Source organism: Thermostichus sp. MS-CIW-15 (assembly GCF_054060575.1).
Map to the genome: position 1 here is coordinate 1 of NZ_JBSSDI010000034.1, position 26,481 is coordinate 26,481.

Annotated in this window: 22 protein-coding genes; 11 read left to right on the forward strand and 11 right to left on the reverse strand. The window is 60.3% G+C overall.

Translation table 11 applies throughout. The features are described 5' to 3' along the window. Nucleotides 1-114 precede the first annotated feature (114 nt). The 7 genes from ACVW0R_RS11360 to ACVW0R_RS11390 form a co-directional block, all read right to left on the reverse strand. Nucleotides 115-1,227: an NAD(P)/FAD-dependent oxidoreductase gene (locus ACVW0R_RS11360; RefSeq protein WP_011429170.1), complete on the reverse strand. Its 1,113-nt coding sequence runs from the start codon at nt 1,225-1,227 to the stop codon at nt 115-117. A 33-nt stretch (nt 1,228-1,260) separates the two neighbouring features. Beyond that, nucleotides 1,261-1,413: a photosystem II protein Y gene (locus ACVW0R_RS11365; RefSeq protein WP_011429171.1), complete on the reverse strand. Its 153-nt coding sequence runs from the start codon at nt 1,411-1,413 to the stop codon at nt 1,261-1,263. Between the two features lie 429 nt (nt 1,414-1,842). After that, entirely contained in the window at nt 1,843-2,844 is a 1,002-nt protein-coding gene (locus ACVW0R_RS11370) for a M14 family metallopeptidase (protein ID WP_099812557.1), read from the reverse strand. A 234-nt stretch (nt 2,845-3,078) separates the two neighbouring features. Further along, nucleotides 3,079-4,548 carry a glutamate-cysteine ligase family protein gene (locus tag ACVW0R_RS11375; protein WP_457502073.1) on the reverse strand — a complete coding sequence of 490 codons (1,470 nt, stop codon included), beginning with the start codon at nt 4,546-4,548 and terminating at the stop codon, nt 3,079-3,081. Between the two features lie 55 nt (nt 4,549-4,603). Then, nucleotides 4,604-6,550, reverse strand: coding sequence for an alpha-1,4-glucan--maltose-1-phosphate maltosyltransferase (locus tag ACVW0R_RS11380; protein WP_011429175.1), 1,947 nt, complete (start codon nt 6,548-6,550; stop codon nt 4,604-4,606). A 76-nt stretch (nt 6,551-6,626) separates the two neighbouring features. Further along, nucleotides 6,627-7,979 (reverse strand): TldD/PmbA family protein, encoded by a 1,353-nt coding sequence (locus tag ACVW0R_RS11385; RefSeq protein WP_099812554.1) that lies wholly within the window; start codon nt 7,977-7,979, stop codon nt 6,627-6,629. 153 nt (nt 7,980-8,132) lie between these two features. Next, on the reverse strand, nt 8,133-8,456 hold the full coding sequence (locus tag ACVW0R_RS11390; RefSeq protein ID WP_143596990.1) for a hypothetical protein: 324 nt from the start codon (nt 8,454-8,456) through the stop codon (nt 8,133-8,135). 244 nt (nt 8,457-8,700) lie between these two features. Here ACVW0R_RS11390 and ACVW0R_RS11395 point away from each other — a divergent pair, with 244 nt between their 5' ends. The 3 genes from ACVW0R_RS11395 (at nt 8,701) to ACVW0R_RS11405 (ending at nt 11,704) form a co-directional block, all read left to right on the forward strand. Further along, nucleotides 8,701-8,970 (forward strand): TIGR02450 family Trp-rich protein, encoded by a 270-nt coding sequence (locus ACVW0R_RS11395; protein WP_011429178.1) that lies wholly within the window; start codon nt 8,701-8,703, stop codon nt 8,968-8,970. A gap of 296 nt (nt 8,971-9,266) precedes the next feature. Continuing rightward, on the forward strand, nt 9,267-9,740 hold the full coding sequence (gene ispF, locus ACVW0R_RS11400) for a 2-C-methyl-D-erythritol 2,4-cyclodiphosphate synthase (protein WP_011429179.1): 474 nt from the start codon (nt 9,267-9,269) through the stop codon (nt 9,738-9,740). 182 nt (nt 9,741-9,922) lie between these two features. Then, nucleotides 9,923-11,704 (forward strand): ABC transporter substrate-binding protein, encoded by a 1,782-nt coding sequence (locus ACVW0R_RS11405; protein WP_099813278.1) that lies wholly within the window; start codon nt 9,923-9,925, stop codon nt 11,702-11,704. A gap of 1 nt (nt 11,705) precedes the next feature. Here the strand turns inward: ACVW0R_RS11405 and ACVW0R_RS11410 are convergent, their stop codons facing one another. From ACVW0R_RS11410 to ACVW0R_RS11420, 3 genes are all read right to left on the reverse strand, one after another. Then, nucleotides 11,706-13,871, reverse strand: a complete 2,166-nt coding sequence (locus tag ACVW0R_RS11410; protein ID WP_099813277.1) for an amylo-alpha-1,6-glucosidase — start codon at nt 13,869-13,871, stop codon at nt 11,706-11,708. A gap of 86 nt (nt 13,872-13,957) precedes the next feature. Then, nucleotides 13,958-15,016 (reverse strand): glycosyltransferase family 4 protein, encoded by a 1,059-nt coding sequence (locus ACVW0R_RS11415; RefSeq protein ID WP_414401840.1) that lies wholly within the window; start codon nt 15,014-15,016, stop codon nt 13,958-13,960. Between the two features lie 434 nt (nt 15,017-15,450). Then, nucleotides 15,451-16,137 carry a hypothetical protein gene (locus tag ACVW0R_RS11420; RefSeq protein ID WP_168173319.1) on the reverse strand — a complete coding sequence of 229 codons (687 nt, stop codon included), beginning with the start codon at nt 16,135-16,137 and terminating at the stop codon, nt 15,451-15,453. A 306-nt stretch (nt 16,138-16,443) separates the two neighbouring features. Here ACVW0R_RS11420 and purF point away from each other — a divergent pair, with 306 nt between their 5' ends. The 7 genes from purF to ACVW0R_RS11455 all read left to right on the forward strand — a co-directional run bounded on the left by purF (nt 16,444) and on the right by ACVW0R_RS11455 (nt 24,079). After that, the gene (gene purF, locus ACVW0R_RS11425) at nt 16,444-18,033 is read left to right on the forward strand and encodes an amidophosphoribosyltransferase (protein ID WP_457502074.1); all 1,590 of its coding nucleotides are present in this window, start codon (nt 16,444-16,446) and stop codon (nt 18,031-18,033) included. Nucleotides 18,034-18,090: 57 nt separating this feature from the next. Further along, nucleotides 18,091-18,618: a peptide deformylase gene (def, locus tag ACVW0R_RS11430; RefSeq protein ID WP_011429188.1), complete on the forward strand. Its 528-nt coding sequence runs from the start codon at nt 18,091-18,093 to the stop codon at nt 18,616-18,618. Between the two features lie 10 nt (nt 18,619-18,628). Next, nucleotides 18,629-19,051 carry a thiol-disulfide oxidoreductase DCC family protein gene (locus ACVW0R_RS11435; RefSeq protein WP_457502075.1) on the forward strand — a complete coding sequence of 141 codons (423 nt, stop codon included), beginning with the start codon at nt 18,629-18,631 and terminating at the stop codon, nt 19,049-19,051. Nucleotides 19,052-19,396: 345 nt separating this feature from the next. Beyond that, nucleotides 19,397-21,277, forward strand: coding sequence for a LamG-like jellyroll fold domain-containing protein (locus tag ACVW0R_RS11440; RefSeq protein ID WP_457502078.1), 1,881 nt, complete (start codon nt 19,397-19,399; stop codon nt 21,275-21,277). Between the two features lie 215 nt (nt 21,278-21,492). Further along, nucleotides 21,493-21,912, forward strand: a complete 420-nt coding sequence (locus ACVW0R_RS11445) for a hypothetical protein (RefSeq protein WP_457502076.1) — start codon at nt 21,493-21,495, stop codon at nt 21,910-21,912. Nucleotides 21,913-21,929: 17 nt separating this feature from the next. Next, the gene (locus tag ACVW0R_RS11450; RefSeq protein WP_457502077.1) at nt 21,930-22,457 is read left to right on the forward strand and encodes a hypothetical protein; all 528 of its coding nucleotides are present in this window, start codon (nt 21,930-21,932) and stop codon (nt 22,455-22,457) included. A 224-nt stretch (nt 22,458-22,681) separates the two neighbouring features. Next, complete coding sequence (locus ACVW0R_RS11455; RefSeq protein ID WP_011429192.1) at nt 22,682-24,079, forward strand: AAA family ATPase; 1,398 nt, start codon at nt 22,682-22,684, stop codon at nt 24,077-24,079. Here ACVW0R_RS11455 and ACVW0R_RS11460 read toward each other — a convergent pair. Continuing rightward, complete coding sequence (locus tag ACVW0R_RS11460) at nt 24,076-24,999, reverse strand: NAD(+) kinase (RefSeq protein ID WP_011429193.1); 924 nt, start codon at nt 24,997-24,999, stop codon at nt 24,076-24,078. The two genes, ACVW0R_RS11455 and ACVW0R_RS11460, sit on opposite strands and share 4 nt — an antisense overlap. 359 nt (nt 25,000-25,358) lie before the next feature. On the opposite strand from ACVW0R_RS11460, the gene ispE reads away from it, so the two are divergent. Beyond that, nucleotides 25,359-26,288: a 4-(cytidine 5'-diphospho)-2-C-methyl-D-erythritol kinase gene (gene ispE, locus ACVW0R_RS11465; protein WP_099812544.1), complete on the forward strand. Its 930-nt coding sequence runs from the start codon at nt 25,359-25,361 to the stop codon at nt 26,286-26,288. Nucleotides 26,289-26,481 lie beyond the last annotated feature (193 nt).

Below are 26,481 nucleotides of genomic sequence, written 5' to 3' on the forward strand. Positions count from 1 at the left end.
GCAACGCCCAGATTGTGAGACTCAGGGGCATTGAACCCCTTCGTCTCACCGCCTATCCTCCAGCCCGCCAAGCTGCGCTGTGGCAGGAGTACCCCGGAGGTTCTGATGGCGCCGTTAGCGGGCGTGCGCAGGGATCCCCAGCATTTCCAGCAAGGTTTTAGCAGCATCCTGGCCGGAGAGCCAGGCGCCTTCTACTCGCTCCCCGGCACACCAATCGCCGGCACAGACCAACGGCAACCCCTTGCCGGCACCGGCAGGGACGTGGGTGCCCAGGCTGGCCAAACCTATCGTTTCCACAGGAAAAGCGTAGCGCCAGCGATGCACCTGCATCCATTGCGGCGAGGCCAGCCAGGGATCCAGCCGTTTGGCGGCGTGATCCAGCAGTTCTCGACCAGCTTTTTCCAACTCGGCGGGGCCGGCATCCAGATACCGCGACGACCACTCCGCCCCCCCGTGCAAGACCACCAGCGGCGGCAAGGGCTGTAGGCGCTTGCTGCTGTCCAGGGCCAGCCAGGCCAGCATCGGATCCTGCAAACACTTGATCCCCTTCCAAGGCGGCAGCGGCGTGCTCTTCGAATAGCCGGCCAAAACGGCAATGCAGGGCTGGTAGGCGGCGGATCCCGGCAGAGAGAGCAGGTTGTCGGCAGGAGGGATCCCCTCTTGCAGCAAAGGCAACAACTGGGGAGCTGGGATTGCCATCACCACTGCCGCGGCCTCGTAGCACTGGCCGTTTTCGGCCTGTAATTGCCAGGTGGTTGCCAGCGGCCTGAGGCCGACCACACGCGTCTGGGTGTGGATGGACAAGGAGGTGGCTAGCTGTTTGGCCAGCGTCGTCATGCCCTGTGGGCAGATGTAGCGGGGTTTCTCGGCGTTGGAGTCCTCTGGGCGCAACCCCTCTCGATCCAGCAGGTGCAACGAGCGCGTCCATTCCCTCAGCAGCCCCAGGCCCAATAGCTCCTTCAGCCAGCGATAAAAGCTGTCGGAATCGGCGGTCAGGTATTGAACCCCGTGATCTACAGGCACTGTTTGTCCGGCATGCTCAACCCGCCGGGTGGCCATGCGCCCACCCAAACCCACCGATTTCTCCAGCACCAAGACCTCCAGCCCCGCCCGCCGCAGTTGCCGTGCGCAGGCTAGGCCAGCCACCCCGGCCCCGACGACAACGACGTCCGCCGACTTTGCGTTGCCCAGGCCTGGCCTTGCCCCCTGGAGATTTTCGTCTGACATACAGGGCCTATCGGCTGCAACCGGATCCCACCTTCAACTCCCGCTCTTGCCAAAGGGGTTGTTGCCCCTTTCGCCGAAGAGCTTGGCTTCCCCCTTGATGGCAGCCTTGATGATGTTGTAAGCGGCCCAGCCAACCACCAAAACAATGGGTGCCAGGACGATCAGCGGACGGAGATCCATATCCATAGTTTCATCCCCCTCTCATCAACGGAGTAACAAGAGCTTCCAGAGTTAGCAACTGCTGGGATCCCGAAGAGCGAAGCTTTTTTGGGGTTTGGGTTTCGCTTTGGGCGGGGTACAACTCCGGAAGAACGGCTATGTCCAGAATAAACCCAGGTATACCTTCTCCCGCTAAGCCCTGACGGACTGGGGCAAAAACCTCCGCTCACGCCAGCAGGACAGGATCCCTGGATGATTTCTCAGAGTTGCTGCTTACTCAGGATCTTCACACAGCCGGAGAGTGGCTGCTTCGCCGTTCCTAGCCCATTCTGCAGCAAGCCCGGCTTCTGGACAAGAGCTTGCCTTGTTGCCTCTTGCGGGGATGGGCCAATCGAGCTAGGCGAGAACGTCCGTCGCTGGCGCCACGTAGACTGCGCCCGAGAGTAGCGCGGAAGTTTAGCCAGCCAGGGAGTAGCGCTCCATCAAGTAGCAGAGGCAATCTTGGCGGATGATGCGGCTGTTGAGGGTGAGCATGCCGGGCATGATGGGCACGCGGGTGCGAATTTCGCCATCTTGGGCATAGAAGAAGCGATCCGCCACATCTTGGCCCTGCTCGTCTTGTACCTCCAGGTGGAAGCCGTTGTTCGTCCAGCCGATGCGGGTGTGGGGAGGGAGCTCCCGAAAATTGAGGAGATCCAAATCGGGGGGAAAGCGCAGGTGCGGGTCGCCCGCCTCTTCCCCAAAGCCGAAGCTTACCTCGTCTGGGATCTTGACGATGGCGACGCTGTGGAACAGGTCGATATCCTGGCTGAGGACGGGGCGTTGCGGCAGCGCCGACAGGTGCAGGCAGGCTTCCAGAAATTCGCAGGCATGTTGGGTGCCGTGGGGCTGATCCGGCTTGCCACATTCCAGGGTTACCGCCGGGCAGAAGCGCCCAAAGGCCATGCTCTGCACCCCTTCCGGCTTGGTGAAGTAGAGGACGGTGCGCCCAAACAAGGTGGCCAGGTGCAGGGTAGAGGCATCCAAGTAATTGACACAGGCGTAGTGGGGGTTGGTGCCGGTGTTGTTGTGAATATCGACGCTGGCAAACACGCCCCGCTGCTGCATCTGCTGCAGGACGGCCTGGGCCATGGCGTGCTCGGGGGTGGAGCCGGGGCCCCAGATGCGGTTGTAGTCCGGTTGGCCGTCCAGGCGCCGTTGCCCGTAGCGGGCGGCCCGCACATTGCCGATGAAGAGAGACAGAGAACGGGGCAATTCCCGCTGGGCGTGGTGGCGGAGGAGCTGCCGCACCGCCTGCCAACCGGTGGTTTCGTTGCCGTGCAGCAGCACAGAGACAAACAGGGCGGGATCCCGTCGCCCCGGCAGATGGATGAGGGTTGGCCCACCCAATCGGTCGTAAAGCTGATGGGCCTCTAGATCCAGCAGTTGATCCGGTAGATGATCGAGAACGGTGAGCATACTGTTTGGGCTAAGAGGCTCGACTCAAACTTCTGGCTTTTGGCCTCTCTCCCTGGGGTAGGAGGGAGCAGAAGTCCAACGAAGTCCTTGGTCGCGAATGAACCGTTTCGCTGCGGTAGCTCGGGTCGCAACAAGGCCATCTGAGAGAGAGTTTGCCCACTCGAGATGCGGGCCAGGGATCCGCCCTGCCGCCGCGGTGGCCCACCGCTGGTACAACCGGCTGTGGAGAGAGCCCTAGCTGAGATCCCAGGTGTGTACCGGTTGGCCTTGCCGCTGCCGTTCCCAGTAGGCACAGGTTAATTGTTGCATATCTTTACCATGCCGAGCCACATAGCGGCGCTGCCAGGTGGCCCCATTCTGCCCCGACTCCACCCGGGCGCGGAGAATGCCCAGGTACTCCTGAATATCGGAGGGGGCCAGATCCAGTTGAACCAAACCCGCCTCTGCTTGGGGGATCAGCTCTTCCAGCAGCAATTGGCGCAGGGATCCCTGCCAACCCTTGAGCCAAGTGATGGGGGCCTCCAGACCCCAGCGGGCCGCCGTGTAGAAATTGGCGCGGCACTGGGCAAAGCTCAGCTCCTGCTCGGGGGGGACGGGCTGGGATCCCAGAGCTTGCACCAGGCCAAAGTAGAAGGCGGCATTGGCGATCATGTCGGGTAGAGTGGGACCTGCTGCAGCCACCCGCTGTTCAATGCGCAGATGGGGATAGGGATCCACCCCCACCAGAGGGCGGTTCCAGCGCCAGATGGTGCCGTTGTGCAAGCGCAGATGGGCTAGCTCAGTAGGAGGTGAGGCCAGCCTCTGCGGCAACACCACCGGATAGCAGCGTAGATTTTCCCAGAACAACTCCATCAGGGACTCTTGCACATAGCCTTGCCCAAAGGTGACGCGAGGTTGGTGGGTGAGGGCAAGGGGGGGTGGGCCATCCAACGCCTGCTCAAACACAGGGATGCGGGTTTCCGCCCATAGGTCGTGCCCGAACAGATAGGGAGAATTGGCCGCCAGCGCTACCAAGGGGGCCGACACGAGCAGGGAAGCGTTGAAGTAACGGGCCGCTTGGTGGGGGGCCACCTGCAGATGGATTTGAAAAGAGGTGGTGGCTGCCTCCAGCATGACGTTTGGGTGGGTGACCCGCAACCGCCCAGCCGGTCCTTCGATATCTAGCCCCAGGGGCGGGATCCCCGAGGATTGCTCGCGCCGGTGCAGGTTCAGGATCTGCTCGTTGAGGGCCAGATAGCGTTTGCGGGGGGAGATCATCTCCAAGGTTAGCTGCTGCTGCTGCAGCGTGGGTAAAATGCCGATGGTCATCAGCCCTGCCTGCAGTTGCTCGGCCACTCGGCAACAGCGATCCCACCTCTGTTCCAGCTCTTGGCGGAGCTGCTGCAGAGCGGATGCAACCAAAACCTGGGGCCGGCTGTTGAGCTCGATGTTGAAGCGGGCCAGTTCCGGCACCACCAGCGGGTCGTTGACGGCCTCCAGGTAGGCTGAGTTGATCGGGGCCGGATCTCCCTGGGGGGTGACCAGCCAAGCTTCCAGCTCAAACCCGCCCACCGGGGATCCCTGGGCAAAAGGCCGGCAAATGGGATCCAGCCCCGGCAGGCCGGCCAGCCAGCGGTCCAGCAGATCCGTCTCCTGCTGCAGCCGAGCTTTGAACTCGGCAAAGTCCTCTGCGCCAAAGCTGAGGGAGGCAATCTCTTGGCCCATCGAGACAACTCCGCGGCTTTCGTGGATGAGATCACTGCACTGCTGGTATCGGGCTTCAGCTTTCGACGAGAAAAATATGGGCCGGCATCGTCCAGGGATCCAGCTTGATGTAGTTGGTGGATCCCTGCCAGGAGTACTGCTGGCCGTCCAAGAGGTCGATCACCTTGAAAGTTTGCCAGTGTTCCAAACCCAAAGCCCCCAGGTTGAGGGTGACCCAGCCAGATTGAATGTGAAACGGATCCAGATTCACCGCCACCAAAATCCGGTTGCTGCCATCAAAGGTGCGCTTGGAGTAGCAGATCAGGGCCTCGTTGTCGGTGGGGTGAAACACCAGGCTCCAGTCGCTTTGCAAAGCCGGGTTTTGCCGCCGGATCTGGTTCACCTGCGCGATCAGAGGCCGCAAGTTATCCGGCGCGTCCAGATCCCAGTGGCGGATTTGGTATTTTTCTGAGTCCAGATACTCTTCGCTGCCGGGGCGGAGCGGGCGGTTTTCACAGAGTTCAAAAGCGGGGCCGTAGATGCCGTAGCTGGCCCCCAGCGTAGCCGCCAGGATGAGGCGCAGCATAAAAGCCGGGCGTCCCCCCTTTTGCAAAAACTCGTTCAGAATATCCGGCGTGTTGGGCCAGAGGTTGGGGCGGTAGTACTCCCGCATCGGGGTTTGGGTGAGCTCGGTGAAGTACTCGGTCAGGCCCCATTTGTCGTTGCGCCAGGTGAAGTAGGTATAGGATTGGGTGAAGCCCAGCTTGGCCAAGGATTTCATCAGCTTGGGGCGCGTAAAGGCTTCGGATAAAAAGATTGTCTCCGGGTGCTTGGCCTTGATCTCGCCGATGCACCACTCCCAGAAGCCAAAGGCTTTGGTGTGGGGATTATCCACCCGAAAGATGGTTACCCCTTGGTCGATCCAGTATTCGATAACGCTTTTTAACTCCTCCCAGAGGGCCTGCCAGTTTTCCGTCTCAAAGTCGAGAGGGTAGATATCTTGGTACTTCTTGGGCGGGTTTTCCGCATATTGAATGGTGCCGTCGGGCCGCTTTTTAAACCATTCCGGGTGCTCTTTCACATAGGGGTGATCTGGCGAACACTGGAAGGCGATATCGAGGGCGATGTCGATGTTGAATTTTTTGGCCTCCGCCACCAAGCGATGAAAATCCTCCAGGGATCCCAGTTGGGGATGGATGGCCTTGTGCCCGCCTTCTGGCCCGCCGATGGCCCAGGGGGAGCCCACGTCATCCGGCTCCGCCGTCATGGCGTTGTTTTTGCCCTTGCGGAAGGTGCGCCCGATGGGGTGGATGGGGGGCAGGTAAAGCACATCAAAGCCCATCTCGGCAATCTGCGGCAGGCGGGCGATCACATCCTGGAAGGTGCCGTGGGTGTGCTCGTCAGGGCCACAGGAGCGGGGAAACAGCTCGTACCAGGTGCTGAAGCGGGCCTTCTCCGGATCCACCCAGACCCGTCGCTCCGGGTAGGCGGTGACGAAGCGGCGCTCGCCGTAGAGCTGCATCAGGGATCCCAGCGTCGGGGAAAGGGCGATCTCGATAGCTGGATCCCCGCCTTGGCGGAGCATTTGGGCGTAGTTGCGCAACTTCGCCGCCAGATCCCCGCTTTGAGCCTGGGCGGCCCGCTCCACGAGCTCCGCCCCGATCAACAGCTCCACCGCCACATCCTGCTCGGCAGCCACCCGCTTGTGCAGATCCTGCTGCCAGGTTTTGAAGGGATCCACCCAGGCCAGAATCCGGTAGAAAGCTTGGCCGATTTGCGTGACCTGGAACTGGGCCCGCCAGCGGTCGTTGCCGAGGGGCTCCATGAAGATCTCCTCCCAGTCGGTTGCCCCGGCCTGGCGGAAACTGAGCACCGCCGAGAGTTGGTCGTGGCCATCGGCGAAGATGTCCGCCTCCACCACCACATACTCCCCCACCGTCCGCTTGATGGCGTAGCGCCCGCCGTCGATTTCCGGCGTCACCGCCTCGATGATGGCGCGTTGCCGACCTTCCGTTGGCCACATCATGATCCCTCAGCTTGCCTTTGCCTGCTCACAGGCTTGCCAGCCTGCCCTTTCAGAATGCCCAACCGACTTTACGTTAGCCCGCCGTTACCGATACATCTTCGATGCGCAGGGCGGGAAAAGCGGTGGTGCCGTTGAAAACGGTTACCTCTTGTGAGATGGCGGAGATATTGCGCAAACAATCGTAGAGGTTGCCGGCAATGGTGGTCTCCAGGATGGGGCGTTTTTCGCCGCCTTTAACCAAAAAGCCCCCCTTCACCACCCCGGAAAAATCGCCAGTGATGGGGTTGCTGCTGCCGGAAAGCCGGGTGACGATAATGCCCCGCTCCATCGCATACAGCTCAGACAAAGGGGTTGTCCCCGGGGCCACGCTCAAACAGGCCGGCCCCACGCCCGGCAAGCTGCCCGCCCCCCCTGTGGCATGGCCGTTGGACGGGATCCCGGCAGCCCGGCCTTCGTAGCTGTTGTACATGAAGTTGCAGAGGATCCCTTCATGGATCAGGGGGGTAATTTGGCGGGGGATCCCCTCGCGGTCGAAGGGCTCGATGGGGTAGCCAGGCAAGCCCAGCCCCTCGGAAACCAACGTCAACAGGGGGCTGGCGATCAGGGATCCCATCTTCTGCGCCAGCGGGCTTTTGCCTTTGCGCACCGCGTCCGCCCCCAGCACAAAGAGGAGATCCCCCAGAAACTCTTCCACCACATCCGGCGGCAGGACGATGGGGCCGCGGAAGCTCTCTCCCTCGGTAGCTCCCAAGGCCCCCACACATTTCTGGACAAAGCGTTCAAAAGCCCGCTCCAGCGCCGGCACCAGATCCGCCCGCTTCTGGACGCTGTCGCCGTCGTAGGCAAAGCTGCCCACCTCGTCCCCATCGATGGCCATGCCGAACAGGGATCCGCCCGCCTCGACGCTGTGGTAGTTGGCGCGGATGCCGGTGGAAGAAGCAATGGCCACGGTATCCTCTTCTACGCTGAACGAGCCGCTGTCGATGGTGATGCGCGGGTCTTGGGAGCGCACCCACTCCACCAGTTGGGATCCCAGTTGCGTCAGCTCGGCGGCATCCAGTTCCAGCAGGCCCGGGTCGAGGGCAAAAGGCACCTGGGGCAGGGGCTGGGGATCTGGCAGGCCGTTGAGGGGATCCGCCGGCGAAGCCTTGGCCATGGCCACCGCCTCAGCAGCCGTCTCCGCCAGATCCTCAGGGCGGTTGGAGGTGGCAAAGCCCAGCCTGCCGCCGCAGAAAACCCGGATGCCGAACAGGGTCTCGCTGCTGCTGCGGGCCAGGTTGAGGTCATTTTTCTCAAAGGTGACTTCCGTCTCGCGGCCTGAGTTGGCGAACACCTCTGCTTGGTCAGCTCCGGCAGCCAAAGCCTTTTGCACACCCTGTTCGCAGAGATCCAGCAGGTTTTCAGGAGAAATGACGGAGCCGGCCATAGAAAACTTGAGATCCGCAAGAGAACAGTTCTATTATCGACCCTAGCAGCAAGGCCTGCCCCAGGAACGGGGCCCAGAAGAGCGCGCCTGTTTCAAGCGGTTCCCTCAGGCGCCGGGATCCGTTTGCCGGCGGTTTTCCGGATCCCTATCGGATCAGGGCTGCTCCAGGGGCTGATCTGAAAAAAGCAGGGGGGCAATGTTGGCTGCCTGGTTGAGCGGGATCTCGTCGTGGATGGCGTACTGATAGAACTGATCCAGCCGCTGACACAAACCTTCTGGGGTCAAAGCCTGCACGTTGGAGCTGATGATGTAGCTCTGGGCAGGAGAGGCCCGAAAGGCCTGAAAGGCTTTGCGACAAAAGGCCTGCTTGGCCTCAGGATCCGCCTGGCGCCACTCCGGCCCCGTCAGTTTGCCGGATAGTGCCGGCTGGGTGGCCGCCCAAGCGCTGGACGCGACCAGGGGCAGTCCTGTTGCCAAGATCAGGCCAGCCAGGATCAGAAACAGAAGGCCTCCCTTTAAAAATATCTGACGAGAAAAGAACTGAAGCCGTTGCCAGTGTTGCCCCATGGTTGGATAGGCTAAAGGTATCCCTTCGATCATACCGATCGCAGGAGAATCCAAAGCGGACGGCTTCTGCTCGTTTTGCCTGCTCCCCAGGGTTCTTGTAACCGTCAAAAAAGCTTGGCCGATCTCAAAACAATTGCCAGCACCCGTCCGTCCCGTGGCTCGCAGCAAACCCCGCCAAAAACAGCGTTTTCCCCACCTCCTCGGCTCCAAGTGGACTTCCGTTCAGCCGGTGATGGGTTGGCGACATTTTCAGGTCGCCGCCCGCCAAGAGGGAGAAGGGGGGCTGGTGTTTGCCGAGCTGAGGGCCGTCTGCGATCCCCAGGTGCGCCTCTGGGTCAACGCCGCCACCCTCAAGAACCGGGATCTCTGGCAGCCGGGCTGGGCACCGCTGGAAGACGGGATCCCTCTAGCGCTGTATCCTTAAGCAAGGGGGAGAAGTCTCGGAGAAAAAAGATGCCCAGGTGCGATGTCTGCGGGAAAGAGCTCAGCTACAGCGATTATCAGTGGGCCAAGCGCTGTACCAATCCCTACGGGAAATCCCACCTCATCTGCTTCGACTGCTACAGTGGCTCTTCTTGTCCCATCTGCTACTCCCCTCTCGAGTCGGCAGAATAGATAGAGAGAGGTCGTTCTCAAAAGCCGCTTGTCCTCTCCCCGTGAGCCAAGCTCTTGGGAGGAAGTGGCAGAGGTCTCGATGGTTTTCCCAAGGGAGCCGGAACAGTGCGCATTGGCCAGGGCTATGACATCCACCGCCTCGTCGAGGGGCGCCCCCTGATCCTAGGTGGGATCCGGATCCCTTACGAAAAAGGGCTGTTGGGCCACAGCGACGCCGACGTGCTCACCCACGCCATCATGGACGCTCTCCTGGGGGCCGCCGCCCTGCGGGACATCGGCTACTACTTTCCCCCCGAAGACGAGCGCTGGAAGGGGGCAGACAGCATTCTCCTCTTGCAGCAGGTGGTGCAACTGGTAGGCCAAGAGGGCTGGCGCATTGCCAATGTCGATAGCGTCGTGGTAGCGGAGCAGCCTAAGCTCAAGCCCCACATCCCCGCCATACAGGCCCGCCTGGCCGAGGCCATGCAACTATCGCCCAAACAAGTAGGCGTGAAGGCCACCACCAACGAAAAACTGGGCCCCGTCGGCCAGGGAGAAGCCATGGCCGCCTTTGCCGTCGTCCTGTTGCTGGAACGCTGAGCCGCCGCTTTCTGGGAAGCACCTGGTCATCGCGCTGCCCAAGCTGCCAAACTGGCAAGCAACCGCTTCAAAAGTTTGCCCCAATTGCCGTGCAACCCCCTGCTGCCTCGATTGGGAGAGGGGCTGGGGGTGAGGGGCGCTGGCGGGCCCTTTCAAACTTGCTCGGATACTCAGCCAAGGAAATGGCAGGCCAAAACACCACCTCAACAGAGCAGCTCAAGAGAAGCCTTTTTGTTCCCCTATTCCTAGGGATCCTCCTCCTCTGGCTTGGCGCCTGTGCTGCTCCCGCCCGCCCGCCCCATCTCATTGCCACCGTTACCTCGGATCCCAAAACCTTCAACACCTATCTGGCCACCGAGAGCTCCAGCCGCGACGCCATCGCCTACCTAGAGGCGGGCCTGGTCACCCTCGATGAAGATACCCTCCTGCCCAAGCCGGAGCTGGCGGAAGGCTGGGAAGTGTCTGAGGACGGCTTGCGCTATGTCTTTACTTTGCGGGAGGGGCTGCGCTGGTCGGACGGGGAGCCCCTGACGGCGGCAGATGTGGACTTTACCTTCAACCGCATCATCTTCGACGAGCGGATCCCGACCTCGGCGCGGGATGTGTTGCGCATCGGCGAGGCGGGGGCGCTGCCCCAGGTGCGGGCCTTGGACGAGCGGCGGGTTGAGTTTGTCCTGCCGGAGCCCTTCGCCCCCTTCCTGTTGCAGGCCGGATCCCCTCTCTTGCCCAAGCACATTCTGGAGCCCACCGTGGAGCAGGTGGACGGCCAGGGCAACCCCCTCTTTTTGCAGACCTGGGGAGTTGACACGCCGGTGCAGGAATTGGTGGGGGCCGGCCCCTACGTCTTGCAGGAATATACCCCCGGCCAGCGGCTGGTGTACCGCCCCAACCCCTACTACTGGAAAGGGGAAGGGATCCCGCGCATCGAGCGGGTCATCCTGCGCATCGTGGACTCGGAAGATACGGCCCTGTTGCAGTTTCGCTCCGGCGAGACCGACGTGTTTTCGGTGCGGGGCAGAGACTTTCAGCTCCTGAAGCGGGAAGAAAAGCGGGATCAGTTCACGATTTACAATCTCGGCCCCACCCTCAACAACAATTTCTTTGCCTTCAACCTCAGCCGGGCCCGCAACCCCCAAACCGGACGGCCCTTTGTGGATCCCGTCAAAAGCCGCTGGTTCAACGATTTGAACTTCCGCCGGGCGGTGGCCCACGCCCTAAACCGCCAGTTTTACGTCGAGAGCGTCCTGCAGGGGTTGGGCGAGATCCAGCACTCGGTCTTCTCCCCCGCCAGCCCCTTCTACCTCAGCCCAGCAGAGGGCCTGCCCACCTACGACTACGATCCCGAGAAGGCGCGGCAACTGCTCTTGGCTGCCGGCTATACCTACGACGCCGAAGGCCACCTGCGGGATCCCGACGGCAACCGCGTCCGCTTCAGCCTGATCACCAACGCCGGCAACAACCAGCGGGAGGCCACCGGCGCCTTGATCAAGGCCGACCTGGCGCGGATCGGCATCACCGTGGACTTCACCCCCATCGCCTTCAACACGGTGGTGCAGCGCACCGACAGCCGCGACTGGGAAACCTTGTTGCTGGGCTTTGGCGGCGGCGGCACCGAGCCCAACAACGGCTCCAACATCTGGCGCAGCGATGGCCGCCTGCACCTGTTTAACCTGGGGGATCTGCCCGGCAACCCCGCCGAAGGGGTGGAGGTGAGCGATTGGGAGCGGGAGATCGACCGCATTTTTATCGCAGGGGTGCGGGAGCTGGACTTTGAAAAGCGCAAGGCCCTCTACGACCGCTTTCAAGTGATCATCCAGGAACAACTGCCCCAGATCGGCACCTTCAATCCCCTGGTGCTCTCGGCCCTGCGCAACCGCCTGCAAGGGGTGGATCCCCGCCCCATCCTCGGCCCTCTCTGGAACCTGGATCAGCTCTCCATCCAGGACGTGCTGCAGGAGCGGTAGCCTACCTCACCGTCAGCTCCACCTCCCCCGTGCTTCTAAGGACGTTGATCCCCACCCCTCCTGCCTGGAGATACAGGCCGATGTCCAGGGATCCCCGCCCCACCTGAATGTTCTCAAGAGTTACATGAGGCAGCCATAGGGGCAGGGTGGGCTGAGTCAGGTGCACCCGCTGGGCCAGCCCGTCGATCTCCAGCCCCAGGCAGGCCTGCAGCAGCAAGAACACGCTGGCTGCCGCCCAAGACTGGGGCAGACAGGCCACGGGGTAAAGGGTGGGGCCCTCCCGCTGGCGCCGGCGAAAGCCACAGAACAGCTCCGGCAGCCGCCGCAGCTCCAGAAACTGGCTGGCATCGAACAAGGCCGTCAACACCTGGGCCGCTTCCGCCTTGTAGCCATAGCGGGAGAGCCCGGCTGCAATGAGGGCGTTGTCGTGGGGCCAGATGGAGCCGTTGTGGTAAGACATGGGGTTGTAGCGCCCTTCCCCTTCCGCCAGCGTGCGGATCCCCCAGCCGCTAAAAAAAGCCGGCTCCACAAGTTGGCGGGCAATGCGCTCGGCATGCTGCGGGTGGGCGATCCCGGAAAACAGGCAGTGGCCCATGTTGGAGCTGCGCACGCGGCAGGGCTGCTTGCGCCCGTCCAGAGCCAGGACATACCCCCCCAGCTCCTCGCACCAAAACTGCTCCCAAAACCGCTGCTGCAGCTTTTCTGCTTGCTGTCGCAGCTGGGCTGCCTGCGCCTGCCGCCCCAACAGCTCCGCCATCTCCGCCGCCAACCGCTTGGCCTCGTAGGCGTAGCCCTGCACCTCGCACAGGGCAATGGGCGGCTCCGCCAGGGATCCGTCGGCATGGAAGATGGCGTCTTCCGAATCTTTCCAGCCTTGGTTGCGCAGGCCCCGCCGCGCCTTGCCGGCATACTCCAAAAAGCCGTCGCCGTCGGGATCCCCGTAGGTGTCCATCCAGCTCAGGGCTGCCTCGATATTCGGCCACAACTGCCGCAACAGCTCGAGATCGCCGCTGCGGCGCACATAGCGCCCCGCCAGCACCACAAACAAAGGGGTGGCGTCGATGCTGCCGAAATAATTGCCAAAGGGGATCTCGCGGGTCTTGGCCATCTCGCTGTAGCGCTGCTCGTGCAGGATCTTGCCCGGCTCGGCATCGCGGCTGGGATCCACCTCCTGGGCCTGGTGGGCCGCCAGGTACAGCAGCACTCCCCGCGCCAAATCGGGAAACCACCAAAGGGTGGCTAGGGCAGTGATCAGCGCGTCGCGGCCAAAGACTGTGGCAAACCAAGGTACCCCGGCGTGGGGATAGAGCCCGTAGGGGGTGCGGGCCAGCATCATCACCAGGTCGTCCCGCGAGGCGTTGAGCCACTCGTTAAACTGGGCGTTGCCAGTGTCGATGCGGTGGGCCAGAGCTCTTAGCGCCGCCCGATGCTCCCGCTCCGCCTGCAGGGCCTCCTGGTAGCTCAAGAGCGGGATCTCCTCGCCGCCATAGCTGCAGACTACCCGCACCTCCAAATCCCGCTCCTCCTGGGGCGCCAGCGGCACCCACCACTGCGCCAGCTTTTCCGAGACCACCTCCGGCGCAGGAGAAAACAAGATCCGGGTTTGCCGCTCCACCCCGTCCAGGCCGCGGTAGCGCAAAGTTACCCCTTCTGAGCTCACCTGGGGTGGCAGCACTTGTCCCCGCTGCGAGCGCCGGATGCCGCGAATCTCAAACATATCGGCAAAATCGGCCTCAAAGCGCAGGGTCAGCGGCACCCGAAACGGCTCCGAGCCGTAGTTGTGGATGCGAATCCGCTCGTAGGCCACGTTGTTCCACAAAAAAGTAGTCCGCAGAACATGCAGGGTATCTTGACCGATAAACTGCCCCTTCGAGGTGGTGAACTCGGGGTTGGTCAGATCCACCGCCAGAATATCCTTGTCTTCTCGCACCTCCGAGCTAAGCAACAAAAACTGCTTCCCCTGCAAATCCAAGACCAGCCGCGACAAAAAGCGGGTATCATCCCGAAACAGGCCGTGATCCCGGATGCCGAGGGGGCGCATGTTGCCCAGCCGGTCAAAGATGGCAAAGCAGTTGTCCTGCTTGAGGACGTGGGGACGCGCCTCCACCAGCGAAGCGCTGGCGCGGATGTAGTACTGATCCTGAATCTGAATAATGTCTTCGGCCATCTCGGTCTTCCCAATATCTGGCCCAAATAAGGCGAAAAAGCGGTTCCCAAACAGCACCAGCTTCCACTGGGCAGGGTTGGCATCTGTTAAGCCACCTTTTTCGAGATCTCCTGCCGCTCGTTCACCAGTTGCCGGTAGAGGGCCTCATATTCCGACACCATCCTCTCGACGCTAAACCGCTCCTCAAACACCTGCCGCACCCCGGCTCGGTCAAGGGATCCCACCTTTTCGATTGCCTCTACGGCCTCTTCCACCGAATCGACAATAAAGCCGGAGCGGCTGTCCGCCATCACCTCAGGCACCGAGCCAAAGCGGGTGGCGATCACCGGCGTGCCGCAGGCCATCGCTTCGATCATCACCAGCCCAAAAGGCTCCGGCCAGCGGATGGGAAACAGCACCGCATAGGCCTTGCCCAAGAACTCGCTTTTCTCCTGTTCGGTGATTTCCCCCACGATCTCCACATTGGGGTGGCGGCTGGCCAAAGGCTTAATTTCCAACTCGTAGTACTGGCGATCCACCGCGTCGATCTTGATAGCAGCTTTCAGCGGCATCCCTGCCCGCGCGGCAATTGCAATGGCCGTGTCCAGCCCTTTTTCCGGCGAAACCCGACCCAGAAAGGCCAGGTAATCCCCCTTTTCTGGATAGAAACGGTGGAGATCCAGGGGCAAACCATGGTAGACCGTCCCCACCCAGCGCGCCTGGGGCAGGGGCCGCCGCTGGGCATTGGAGATGGAGACCACCGGAATGTCCTGAAACTCAGTGTAGAGAGGCTGCAGCTCCGGGATGTCCAGTCGCCCGTGTAGGGTGGCCAAAAAAGAGACTTGAGGATGGCGGCGGGCCAGGGCGTAGGGATAGTAGTCGATGTGGCCGTGGATGATGTCGAACTCGTCGGCCATCTGAAAGGCCTTCTCCACCATCAGGATGTGGGGCGCCACCGTGTCGATGGCCGTGGGATCCAAGCGCAGAGCCCGCTCCCGAAAGGGGATCAGGCGGGCTTGGGTTTGGGAGTCGCCGCTGGCAAATAGAGTCACCTCGTGCCCGCGCCGCACCAGCTCTTCGGTTAGCCAAGAGACCACCCGCTCCGTGCCGCCGTAGAGCTTGGGGGGCACGCTCTCGTGCAACGGGGCAATCTGAGCAATGCGCATCGTTATCCTCCGAACTAAAAACTTGGCAGCCGTTCGGGGCTGTTGGCTGCGCCGAGCTGAAAGGCGCTTTCCGGGCGCTGATCCCGGCAGCACAGTTGTTTGACAGTCGGTCGCAGATTTTCTTGCTGCTAACAACCCCTTGGCTAAAGCAGGATAAAAACAGGATCCAGTCAGAGCCAGGTTTAGCCTCTATGCTAGCCGGCTGAGCCTGCTACAGGGGCTGGCAAGAAAACACCCCAATTCCCGAATCTGGCCGAACTTTTCCGGGATCCCTGGAGGGAGAAACGTCGGCGGCGCCTCTTGCAAACCCTAGCTTACCCCCGTGCCGGAGCCCAGCAGCCTCCTCAACTTGCAGACCTTGAACACCTGCTGCCCGGCAAGCATTTCAAAAACAACCTCGGCTCCCCAGACAGCCAAGGAACTGTCTCCGCTGGTTAGGTGGGCCTAGGCGTTGGGGTGGGCGAAGGGCTGGGACGAGGGGAAGGGCTGGGCGAAGGCGACACAGAGGGAAAAGGATTGGGCGTGCCGGTCGGGGTTGGTGTTGGGGTGGGTGAAGGCGGCGGCAGTACCCGCAAAGGGGCTTTGGCCGAGGCAATGCGGCCTTGAGTGTCTGCTACCATGGCCGTAACCTCGTAATCTCCAGGAGGGACAGAGGCCGGAATGGTGATGGGAAGGGTGCCGATGCAGGTTCTGCTGTTGACCTGACAGCCGGCGGCAGCGGCAGTGAAATCAAACGTGAGGGTGAGAGGGTTTTGTCGGATTTCCACCCGGAAGCTGATGCCGCTGCCCAAACCCGCAGGAGTTGTTACAGCCACCAAGACATTGAAGGGAACCGTCTGTCGCGCGTCCGTCAGTGCCACCACGGCAATCGAAGGTGGCTCCGCCGAGAAGGAAGCGGTGGGGGAAGGGCTGGGGAACGGATTCAAGAGTGGGGTGGGGGTCGGGGTGAGCAGAGGCGTCGGGACGGGAGTAGGCGTCGGACTGGGGACGAGAAAAGGCGTGGGCGTCGGTGCCACAACCGTTACTGGCACAGGCGTAATGGTGACCGAGGGCTGTTCGCGGGCATCTTCTTGGCAGGCCACCAGTGACAACGACACAAAAGCGGCTACACTCGCTCTCATTGCGGAGAACATCCAGCTCTGGCGGAACCTAGGGGGCTGCTGTTTCATGGGCTTTGGCTCCTCATAACACAAGCTTTGAGGTTTTGTTGGGAGAACTGAGTCTCGGCAGCGTTCAACTCAAAACCCACACAGCCCTGCTCCCTCAACTGCGAAAGCAGAGTCTCGCGGGTGCTCCTAACACTATAGATAGAGCCTCAATTTTTTGTAAACACTACGGGTGACATCTACCGCATGGGATCCGCCTCGGCGGTGAGATCTCAAGGGCGCTCAGGTTAGACTGGTAAGTGCCACAGCAAGAGGGGATCCATGGCAGCGAAGGCGGGAGCAGAACCATCTTCAGCGCAAGCAGGGCTGCAAGAGCGACCTGCTGAATTCTGGAACAGCCAGGAAGGGCCCAAAGAGGCCTGCGGGGTGTTTGGCATTCTGGCTCCCGGCGAGGAGGTGGCCAAGCTGACCTATTTTGGGCTGTTTGCCCTGCAGCATCGAGGCCAGGAATCGGCGGGCATCGCCACCTTTGAGGGGGCCTTTTGCCGAGTGCACAAGGCGATGGGGTTGGTTTCCCAAGTTTTTGACCCGGTAAATCTGGGCCAACTGAGCGGCGACTTGGCGGTGGGCCACACCCGCTACTCCACCACCGGCTCCAGCCGCGCCGCCAACGCTCAGCCGATCATTGTGGAAACCCGCCTGGGGCCGCTGGCTTTGGCCCACAATGGCAATTTGGTCAACGCCGAAGAGCTGCGGCAAGAGCTGGAAGCTGCCGACCGCCACCTCACCGGCAGCACCGACTCGGAGTGTATTGCCCACGCCATTGCCCGGGCGGTCAATCAGGGCCAAGGCTGGGTGGAAGCCACCTGTCAGGCTCTGCGCCGCTGCCGCGGGGCCTTTAGCCTGGTCATCGGCACGCCAGAAGGGCTGATCGGGGCACGGGATCCCTATGGGGTGCGCCCTCTCGTGTTGGGGCTTTTGAGCAGCAACCCCGCTAAGCAGGAGCTGCTGCAGCCGCAGATGCTGGGGATCCTCTGCAGCGACGGCAAGCCCAACCACCCCGAAGCCCAGCCGCTGCACTACGTGTTGGCTTCGGAAACCTGTGCGTTGGATATCATCGGGGCGGAGTATCTGCGCCAGGTGGAGCCGGGAGAGCTGGTGTGGATCAGCCGGCAAGGGTTGCAATCGGTGCGCTGGGCCGAGGCCACCCCCAAGCTCTGCATCTTCGAGATGATCTACTTTGCCCGCCCCGACAGTTGCATGCACGGGGAGAGCCTCTACTCCTACCGGGTGCGGCTGGGGGAACAACTGGCCAAGGAAGCGCCGGCAGAGGCCGACTGGGTGATCTCGGTGCCCGATTCTGGCACGCCGGCAGCCATCGGCTATGCCCGCCAGGCAGGGATCCCCTACACGGAGGGGCTGATCAAAAACCGCTATGTGGGCCGCACCTTCATTCAGCCTACCCAGTCGATGCGGGAGCGGGGCATTCGCATGAAGCTCAACCCCCTGGAAGACGTGCTGCGGGGGCAGCGGATTGTGATCGTGGACGACTCGATTGTGCGGGGCACCACCAGCCAAAAGATCGTCAAGGCCCTGCGCCAGGCGGGGGCCACCCAAGTCCACATGCGCATCTCCAGCCCTCCGGTTACCCATCCCTGCTTCTACGGCATCGACACCGACAGCCAAGATCAGCTTATTGCCGCCAAGTACTCGGTGGCAGAAATTGCCGAGAAAATCGGGGTAGACTCTTTGGCCTACTTGAGCTGGGAAGGCATGCTGGCCGCTACGGGCCGGGATCCCAATTCCTTCTGCTCCGCTTGCTTTACCGGCCACTACCCCATCCCCATCCCGGAGGGGCTGAAGCGCTTCAAGCTGGCTTTGGAAACGGCAGCCAGCCGCAAAGACCGCTAGGAGCCTGGGGGGAGAGGAGGGTTCGCCGCAGTTTGCATTTGAATGCCTGCAATCGCCATGACTTTACGCCTGCGCCAGCTAGGGGATCCCATCCTGACTCAAGTGGCTGAGCCGGTCGCCGAGTTTGGGACGCCGGCTTTGCAAAACCTAATTGAAGAGATGCTCGCCACTTTGAAAGAGGCCCAGGGGGTGGGCTTGGCGGCCCCTCAGGTGGGATTCCCCCTCCAGGTCATCATCGTAGCCTCCCGTCCCAACCCTCGCTATCCTGATGCACCCCAGATGGAGCCGCTGGTCATGGTTAACCCCCGCCCCCTAGCTTGCAGCGAGGAGCAGGTGCTGGGGTGGGAAGGGTGCTTGAGCGTGCCCAACTGCCGCGGCCTGGTGGCCCGTTCCCGCGAGGTGGAGGTGGAGTACCACACCCCTGAGGGATCCCGGCAGCGGGTGGTCTGGCGGGATTTTCCGGCGCGCATCTTCCAGCACGAATACGATCACCTCAGGGGCCGATTGTTCCTAGATCGGCAGCCGCAGCAACTGCTCTCTGAGGCCGACTACCAAGCCCAGATTTTGGCCCAGCCCCCTGCCTGAGGATCCCAACATGCCCTACCTGGTCATCTACGACGGCCTGTGCAACCTCTGCGCCAGTGGAGTCCAGCTCTTGGAGCGCCTGGATCGCGGACGGCAGTTTTGCTATGCCCCCATGCAGGATGGAGCTACCCTGGCCCAGTGGGGGATCCCACCGGAGCAGGTGGAGCTGGGGATGATTCTCATCGATCTGGAGCACCCAGAGCGCCGCTGGCAGGGATCCGCTGCCATTGAACAAATTGCCGCCCTTTTGCCGGGTGGGGAGCTGTGGCTGGCTTTTTACCGCAACTTCCCTGGCTTGAAGCTTCTAGGGGATCGAGGCTACGAACAGATCCGGGATCACCGCTACGAGTGGTTTGGCCGCCGTAACACCCCATACCTATCTGTCTACCCTGCTTGTGTTTCCTGCCGGGATCCCTTGGCTGACAACCCATAATACTTGGTAATGCTTGCCCTTATCCAGCTACCTGAACTGAAGGAGGCCGATAGGAGAGGGGCTGTACTTAAGGGATCCCTTGACGAGGGATACATTACTCCTAAGTGTTTAATAATTTTTAACTCACCTCATTGGTAAACAGGATGTGTTTGTGTATCAGGAACACCTTTTCGGCCCTGAGAAAGCTGGCCTAGGATGGAAATGTTATGACGTTGTCAAAGACCTTGTTTTCGTCTGGGTGGTCACTTGGTAAAAGGCTGCCGACAGCTAGAAAACAACGCAAAGAGCAAATCTTTTTGCAAAAGGTCTGCTAAAGCGCGTCATCAACCATTGGAAAGTTCCTTGATGCTTTATAAGGAACAACGAGAAGCGATCATGACGAAGAAAGGAGTTACGACCATGAGAAAATCATCTCTTTTTGTTCTGGTTTTTGGATCGATGACGCTGGCGATGAGCGCCGCCATCGCGCACGCACAATCTTGCGCGCCACCGCCGTCGGGTATGGTCGCGTGGTGGCTGCTGAATGAGACATCTGGCGCGACGGCAACGGATATAGTCGGTGGTTTCAATGGAACGGCGCAGCCTGGGCCGATCGGGACAACGGGAAGCAATCCTGGCCCTACGACTTGGTTGCCTACCTCTTTCCCTCCGGGAATGGTCGGGAGTTCACTCTTCTTCGGCGGAAAGAGGCACATTCGAGTTCCACATAATCCCGCTCTGGATCCAGGTACGGGAAGTTTTGCTGTGGATTTCTGGTTCATTTGGGGCGGAGGCAGCGGTCCGATCATCCAGAAGATGTTGCCGAGCGGAGAAGGGTGGGGCATCTTCGTCGTCCAGAACAGCACCAATCCGAGCGCCGCTAACATCGAATTGAGATGGAAGTTCGCCTCGGGGATCAGCATGCCCGTTTTAAGCCTCCCCATCGTTTCAAACCAGTGGTACCATCTGTTCGCAGAGATGGAGCGCAACATCGTTGCTCCTGCGCTCAGCGTCTTGGCGTTGAACGGAACCGGGTTTGTTAACGCTTCTCTCAATGTCCCTCCAACCGAAACCATTGCCACGAACGCCGATTTGCTCATCGGCGGAGATGGGATAAATCCGGGAGCTCGCATTGCGGTCGATGAGATAGAAATCTTCAGCCGATCGCTGACGGTTCAGGAAGTCCAGTCCATCTTCAATGCCGGGAAGGCGGGCAAGTGCAAACCTTCCAATAAAGCCGAGATCTGTATCTTCAAGTTCAACGATCTCAATGGCAACGGCCAAAAGGAAGCGAACGAGCCGCCGCTTGCAGGGTGGCAGTTCAACGTAAATCCGGCGCCACTTCCTCCGTCGACAAACCCTGTGACGACAGGTCAACAAGGAGGTCGCTGTTTCGGCGTGAGCGCGCCGGGGACGTATACCATCACTGAGTCGGTTCAAGCGGGCTGGACGCCGAAGACATCCAACCCGCAGACGGTGAACATCTCACCTGGGCAACTTGTCAACGTCTACTTCGGAAATCAACAATGCGTGCAACCTCCCTCGGGCATGGTCGCGTGGTACCGGATGGACGGGAATGCGAACGATTTCGGAGGCTCCAACAATCCTTCGGCGACCAACGCAATCAGCTTCGTCGCGGGCAAGGACGGTCAAGGTGTGACGTTCGGCTCTGGCGGTTACATCGATATCCCGCACTCGCCCGCGCTGGCCAACCAGCAGTTCACCATCGACGCGTGGGTCAAGCCGCAAGGCCCCGGACCGAACAATGACTTCTGGGGGAGCGTCATCGTGCAGAAGGGTTTGCCGCTGCCAGCGGGGCACACGGCCCAGTCCGTCTCCCTTTGGTGGAGCTCGAACCAGCAAAAATTCCTCTTCGGAATTGGGACCTCCTCGCCGCCAACGAACGTTGCTGTTTCATCCAACACGTTCCCAGCTACGAATACAAATTGGTACCACGTCGCCGCAACCTACGACGGCAGCACCATGAAGCTCTATGTCAACGGCAACCTCGAAGCGTCGAAGCCGTTCACATCGTCCATTACTTACGACCCTTCGATTCCCTGGACCATCGGCTCGACAGCGGCTCCATACCGCGACCTCGGTGCCCCGCGCACCTTCAACGGTGTCATCGACGAGGTGGAGATCTTCAACCGGGCACTGTCGCAAGCGGAAATTCAAGCCATCTACAAATCGGGGAAGTGCAAATTCAAGAAGGTGTTCGATCCGACACAGTTTCCGACGAACTGAAGCGGAGGACATGCTCTCTTAGTTCGTCCCAGTCAGAATAGGAACAATACTTCCGTAAGATCATTACGGAGTTTTGGGAAACAACAGATAGTTCACGGCCAAGGGTTTCTCGGTCACTATGCAACCTACTTCCAACAATTAGTGATGCCAGAGAAACCCTTGGTTGTGACAACTGCCACATAGCGTGCAAAACTCAAACGTTAGGAGGTGTCATCATGAAGAGAATAACAACTATAGCTTTGCATTCCGTTTTTCTCGTAGCTCTTGTTTTCAGCACGGGGCATACCCTTGCACAGCAAGAAACACAAGAAAAGCAGCAGACCGAGAAGAGGCAAGTGCCCATTCAATCAATACCGCGTCCGTTGCCGGACACGACAAGGCGGTTGCAAGAAGCCAACAAGGCCTTCCGCGATGCAGTTGCTTCTGAAATGCAAGTGGCTGCGCGTCAAGCGGGCGTGAAGATCCGCACAGACAACTTCGTTGCCATTCCATTTGATGACTCGAGCATGGTTTTCGTAAACGCAATGATCGAAGGTGCCGACAGAGTGAGCATCAATCAGCTTGCTCAAGGTGCGGATGTGCTTTTTATCTATTCAATTCAGGCGCGAAGTTGGGCTCTGCCGGAAGGCAAATAGACCCTGGTTTCTACGTTGTGCGTATCTCGCAAAATCCTGCCAGCGGGCAGTGGCTCGCCCAATTCAAGAACTCACAAGGCAGGATCGTTTTGGAAACCGAGGCGACGGTTGAGAGACCCGACTCAAACGCTGCCAAGATGCAACCAATGTGCACGCTTGGACCAAAAGGCGAGCTGATTCTCTTTGGCGAGCACGATTCGTTCAAAAATATTACACTATCGGTCAGTTCGAAAAGGTTTCCTCCGCGTGGAGGGGCGGGGGGGGTTATTCTTATTCGCGGAAGGACACTACGCGAGGCAGCATGGCAGGTTGTTAAAGAGGTCGCGAAAGAGCCCGTCTCTATAGAACAGGTGGTTCCTGTAAGTTTTGGACCTATCCCCCAGCCCAATGAGACCATCCTCATGAACTGCGGCACGAAACAAAAACCAGATTGGTGCGCTTGTGATTTGGCAAAATATGGAACACTACCAGATGGAGGAAAATACTGGGTCTGGGGTTGTTGGGGCATTTATAGTAAGAAGTGGTATGTGTTTTTAGTATGGTAAATAGATGGAGGTATAACCATGCCAAACGGAACAAGCACTGCAGTAACTGAGGCAACCCGCCTCAAGGATGTCTTCAATGCGCTCCTTGCGGCAACACTTACTGACGTCTAACAAAAATAGGAGGTATTACCATCCTAGCCGACTCTCTGAAGCCCAAACGCAAGCTCTTAATCTGGGATATTGTCTCTGGCTGGTCAGATAACGGTCAGAACAAGGGGCAATTGATGCCTGCCTTGAACCGCATCGGCACCATCAGAGAAGATGAAGCAGTGATTTGTGTCTTGAAAGACTTTAACCCTACCCTGAGAAATCCCGAACGCTCGGATAATTATCCCGTCATTCGCTACCTGAAAACTTTAGCTAGGCAGAGCCGCAGCAGCCGCAAATCCATTATTCTCATGGGGCCAGAAGCAGTTGTACCCTCAGACCTGAGAGAAGAAATGGTGGTCTGTGACTTTCCCTTGCCCAGCACTTCTGAAATTGAACGAATTATCACCAGCGTTATCCCTCCTAATCTACTGCAGGTGAGCGGTCTTGCTCTTGAGCAACTGATCCGAGCCTGCCAAGGACTTACCCGACAGCGTGTCGAGCGGATTCTGGTCCGCGCCTTGGCTGCCAAGGGCAAGGTCAGCGAAGGGGATATTGATCTCGTTTTGGAAGAGAAAAAACAATACATCCGCCAAACTGAGATTCTGGAGTTTTACAATCCCTCTGAGACTCTGCAAAATGTCGGAGTGGAAAACCTCAAAGCTTGGATTAGAGAGCGCCGCAACAGCTTTAGTGTCCAGGCCCATGCCTATGGCCTACCAAGCCCCAAAGGGATTTTGCTGGTTGGCATTCAGGGTACTGGCAAGTCCCTATGTGCCAAAACCATCGCCCGCGAGTGGCGCATGCCCTTGCTCAGGCTGGATGTGGGGCGACTCTTCGGCGGGATCGTCGGCGAAAGCGAAAGCCGCGTGCGCCAGATGATCCAAATTGCCGAAGCCATGGCCCCTTGTGTGTTGTGGATTGATGAGTTGGATAAAGCCTTTGGCGGCGTCAACAGCGAGTTTTCAGGGGATTCGGGCACCAGCAAGCGGGTCTTCGGCAGCCTGATCACCTGGATGCAGGAAAAAACCAAACCCGTTTTTATTGTTGCCACCGCCAACAATGTCCGCATCTTGCCGGCCGAGCTGCTGCGCAAAGGCCGGTTTGACGAAATTTTCTTCGTCAATTTGCCCAACCAACGGGAGCGGGAGGAGATCTTCCAAGTCCACATCCAGCGGCTGCGGCCCAACCGCGTGCGGGATTTTGCCTACCCTGAGCTGGCCATGGCCAGCGAAAACTTCAGCGGCGCAGAAATTGAGCAGACCATCTACGATGCCATGCACATGGCCTTCAACCAGGATCCGCCCCGCGAGTTTACCCAGGAGGATATTCTCGGCGCCATTCGCCAAACCGTTCCCCTGGCCGCCATCGCCCGCGACCAGATTCAAGACTTGAAAGCGTGGGCTGCCGAGTCCGGGGCCCGAACGGCCTCCCGAGATCAACACCTTGTGCACGAGCTGCAAACCCTGGTGCAAAAAAGAGGGCTGGGCCCCATCGAAGTCGACAGCCCCTCCTCATTTAAGTTTTCTAACTAAGGCAGCTCTACCGAGGTGGGCTTGGAGGCGTAGGTTAGGCCCCAGCCCAATTTCTCCCGCATGACGCGGAAAAACTCCGGTCGGCGTAGGCGAATCAAATCTGTGCAGTAGGGGGCGCGGACAACGCGAATTTGGTCTTCTGGCAGGATGTAGCAGCCGGCATTGCCGTCCGCTACCAAAACCAGCGGCTGAGGGCTGGCGGGGCTGATCCATACCTCTTCCGAATCGGGAAAGACCAGAGCCCGTGAGGCCATCGAGTGGGGACAGATAGGGATCAACTGCAACACCGGCAGGCCGGGAGTGATGACCGGCCCTCCCGCAGAAAGGGCATAGGCGGTGGAACCGGTGGGGGTGGCTAAAATAATGCCGTCGGCAGCCACATCCAGCGGTGAGTGATCCCCAATGGTTACTTCAAAGTGGCACATGCTGGTCAAGGGCTCGCGGTGGAGCACCATCTCGTTGAGGCTGAGCACCTCCCAGCGCAATTCGTTGCCGCGGTAGGCCTGCACCAGCAACATGCTGCGGCGATCGAGAATGTACTCGCCAGCAATGGCTGCCTTGGCCGCCTCCTCCAGGTGGGTTAGGTAGGTCTCTGTCAGAAAGCCCAGGTGGCCCGTGTTCACGGCCAGCAAGGGGATCCCTTTGGGGGCCAGTTGCCGGGCTGCTGCCAAAACGGTGCCGTCTCCCCCCAGCACCACGGCAAACTTCATGCTCTCGTCAAAGCCGGCGGGGGCCAGGCTGTCCACCTTGGTCAAGCAGACGGGACTGTCGGGCTTGGCGTAGCCAAGGATGCCGCCCCAGTTGGGTGCGACACAGACTTCCCAACCCTGTTCCTGAAACCAGCGGGACAGGGTTTCGCTGCTGCGCTTGGCGGCGGGCTTGGCGTCGTTGTAGAGGATCCCGGCTTTGGGCTTGCTCATGGGGCAGTGGTGAGGCAGAGGGTGCCAAAACTCTATCAGTTCTGGATCGGCTCTGGGATCCCTTCTGCAACCAGGACGGCAGCGGTCTCGGGTTTTGGTGAAGTAAACCTAGCTTCCGTTCCGGGGTGCCCTGGGCTCGCCTCCAGCTTCGCCCTTGGGCTGGGCAGCGGATCCCGCTTTGCGGGCGCTTTTGCAGCAAACGGTGGCCGGCCCGATGGCCATAGCCAATCCCATGCTGTTTCCTCCGCCCAGGGATCCCTTGCCTTAGAATCAGGCTGGAAGGCCTCCCCAGCAAGGTCTGGTTTCCCCTTGGTTTGGACAGGCTGAGGGGAGTTGCTGTCAACCTCGCTCCTTTCCCCATGCAAGCCTGTACCCTGATTGCCCGCGCCAAGATCAATCTCTACCTAGAAATCCTCGGCTCCCGCCCCGATGGCTATTCCGAGGTGGCCATGATCCTACAGAGCATCACTTTGGCGGATCGCGTGCATCTCCAGCGCCGTCCCCACGGGATCCTCTTGATTTGCGATCACCCGGAAGTGCCGGCAGATGCCCGCAACCTGGCCTACCGCGCGGCTGAGCTGCTGCAAAGGGAATGTCGGGCTGAGCTGGGAGTGGAGATCCAGCTGGAAAAACAGATCCCAGTAGCAGCGGGCTTGGCGGGCGGCTCAGCGGATGCGGCGGCAGTTTTGGTGGGTCTGAACCAGCTTTGGGGCCTGGGCCTGACGGTAGGAGAACTGCAGAGCTTGGCGGCCCGTTTGGGATCCGATATTCCCTTTTGTGTGCAGGGGGGGACGCAGTTGGCTACGGGACGGGGAGAAGTTTTACAGCCGCTGGCCGACTGGGAAGGGATCCCGCTGCTGTTGGCCAAGCCCCGGCATCTAGGGGTTTCCACCGCCTGGGCCTATCAGGCCTTTCGGGCTCGCCACGCCGCTGCCTCGCCTTCTGGCGCGCCCTCCCGGCCCACCTTGCCTCAGGTGCTGGCTGCTCTGGAGCGTCGGGATCTGCTGGGCTTGGCCCGCAGTTTGCGCAACGATCTGGAGCAACCAGTTTTGGCCGAGCACGCTATCGTGGGAAAATTGCGCCAGGCCTTGCTCGAGGCAGGAGCGCTGGGATCCCTGATGTCGGGCTCAGGGCCGACGGTGTTTGGGATCATGGCCAGCCTGGAGAGGGCCGCCCAAGCCCGTGACAGTCTGTGCCACCACTTTCCAGAGGTGGATTTCTGGGTAACCCAGTTTGCTCCCACCGGTATTCTGCTGGAGCCGGATCCCCAGGCCCTCCGTCTCCCCTAGGGCCGGTCAGCTCAACTGGGCTAGCCCGGCCTTGGGAAAGGTGCTTTGCCCGCCCCGACCTCTGACTTGACAAGCTTTGGTAACAAGTAGGACATTGAAGCTGATACATTTACGCTGAACACTGCTGAACATCACTGTTCAACTATGCAGCGATAGCATTCTGCTTGTTTCCATTCGCGTTAGCGGGACGGAG

Coding starts and splice junctions, on each gene's coding strand:
- ACVW0R_RS11370 (WP_099812557.1), bottom strand. CDS start 2,844: ATGCTCACCGTTCTCGATCATCTACCGGATCAACTGCTGGATCTAGAG.
- ACVW0R_RS11385 (WP_099812554.1), bottom strand. CDS start 7,979: ATGGCCGGCTCCGTCATTTCTCCTGAAAACCTGCTGGATCTCTGCGAA.
- purF (WP_457502074.1), top strand. CDS start 16,444: ATGGCAGCGAAGGCGGGAGCAGAACCATCTTCAGCGCAAGCAGGGCTG.
- ACVW0R_RS11420 (WP_168173319.1), bottom strand. CDS start 16,137: ATGAGAGCGAGTGTAGCCGCTTTTGTGTCGTTGTCACTGGTGGCCTGC.
- ACVW0R_RS11445 (WP_457502076.1), top strand. CDS start 21,493: ATGAAGAGAATAACAACTATAGCTTTGCATTCCGTTTTTCTCGTAGCT.
- ACVW0R_RS11365 (WP_011429171.1), bottom strand. CDS start 1,413: ATGGATATGGATCTCCGTCCGCTGATCGTCCTGGCACCCATTGTTTTG.
- ACVW0R_RS11405 (WP_099813278.1), top strand. CDS start 9,923: ATGGCAGGCCAAAACACCACCTCAACAGAGCAGCTCAAGAGAAGCCTT.
- def (WP_011429188.1), top strand. CDS start 18,091: ATGACTTTACGCCTGCGCCAGCTAGGGGATCCCATCCTGACTCAAGTG.
- ACVW0R_RS11435 (WP_457502075.1), top strand. CDS start 18,629: ATGCCCTACCTGGTCATCTACGACGGCCTGTGCAACCTCTGCGCCAGT.
- ACVW0R_RS11455 (WP_011429192.1), top strand. CDS start 22,682: ATGCCTGCCTTGAACCGCATCGGCACCATCAGAGAAGATGAAGCAGTG.
- ACVW0R_RS11410 (WP_099813277.1), bottom strand. CDS start 13,871: ATGGCCGAAGACATTATTCAGATTCAGGATCAGTACTACATCCGCGCC.
- ispE (WP_099812544.1), top strand. CDS start 25,359: ATGCAAGCCTGTACCCTGATTGCCCGCGCCAAGATCAATCTCTACCTA.
- ACVW0R_RS11415 (WP_414401840.1), bottom strand. CDS start 15,016: ATGCGCATTGCTCAGATTGCCCCGTTGCACGAGAGCGTGCCCCCCAAG.
- ACVW0R_RS11460 (WP_011429193.1), bottom strand. CDS start 24,999: ATGAGCAAGCCCAAAGCCGGGATCCTCTACAACGACGCCAAGCCCGCC.
- ACVW0R_RS11380 (WP_011429175.1), bottom strand. CDS start 6,550: ATGTGGCCAACGGAAGGTCGGCAACGCGCCATCATCGAGGCGGTGACG.
- ACVW0R_RS11375 (WP_457502073.1), bottom strand. CDS start 4,548: ATGGGCCAAGAGATTGCCTCCCTCAGCTTTGGCGCAGAGGACTTTGCC.
- ACVW0R_RS11440 (WP_457502078.1), top strand. CDS start 19,397: ATGCTTTATAAGGAACAACGAGAAGCGATCATGACGAAGAAAGGAGTT.
- ACVW0R_RS11360 (WP_011429170.1), bottom strand. CDS start 1,227: ATGTCAGACGAAAATCTCCAGGGGGCAAGGCCAGGCCTGGGCAACGCA.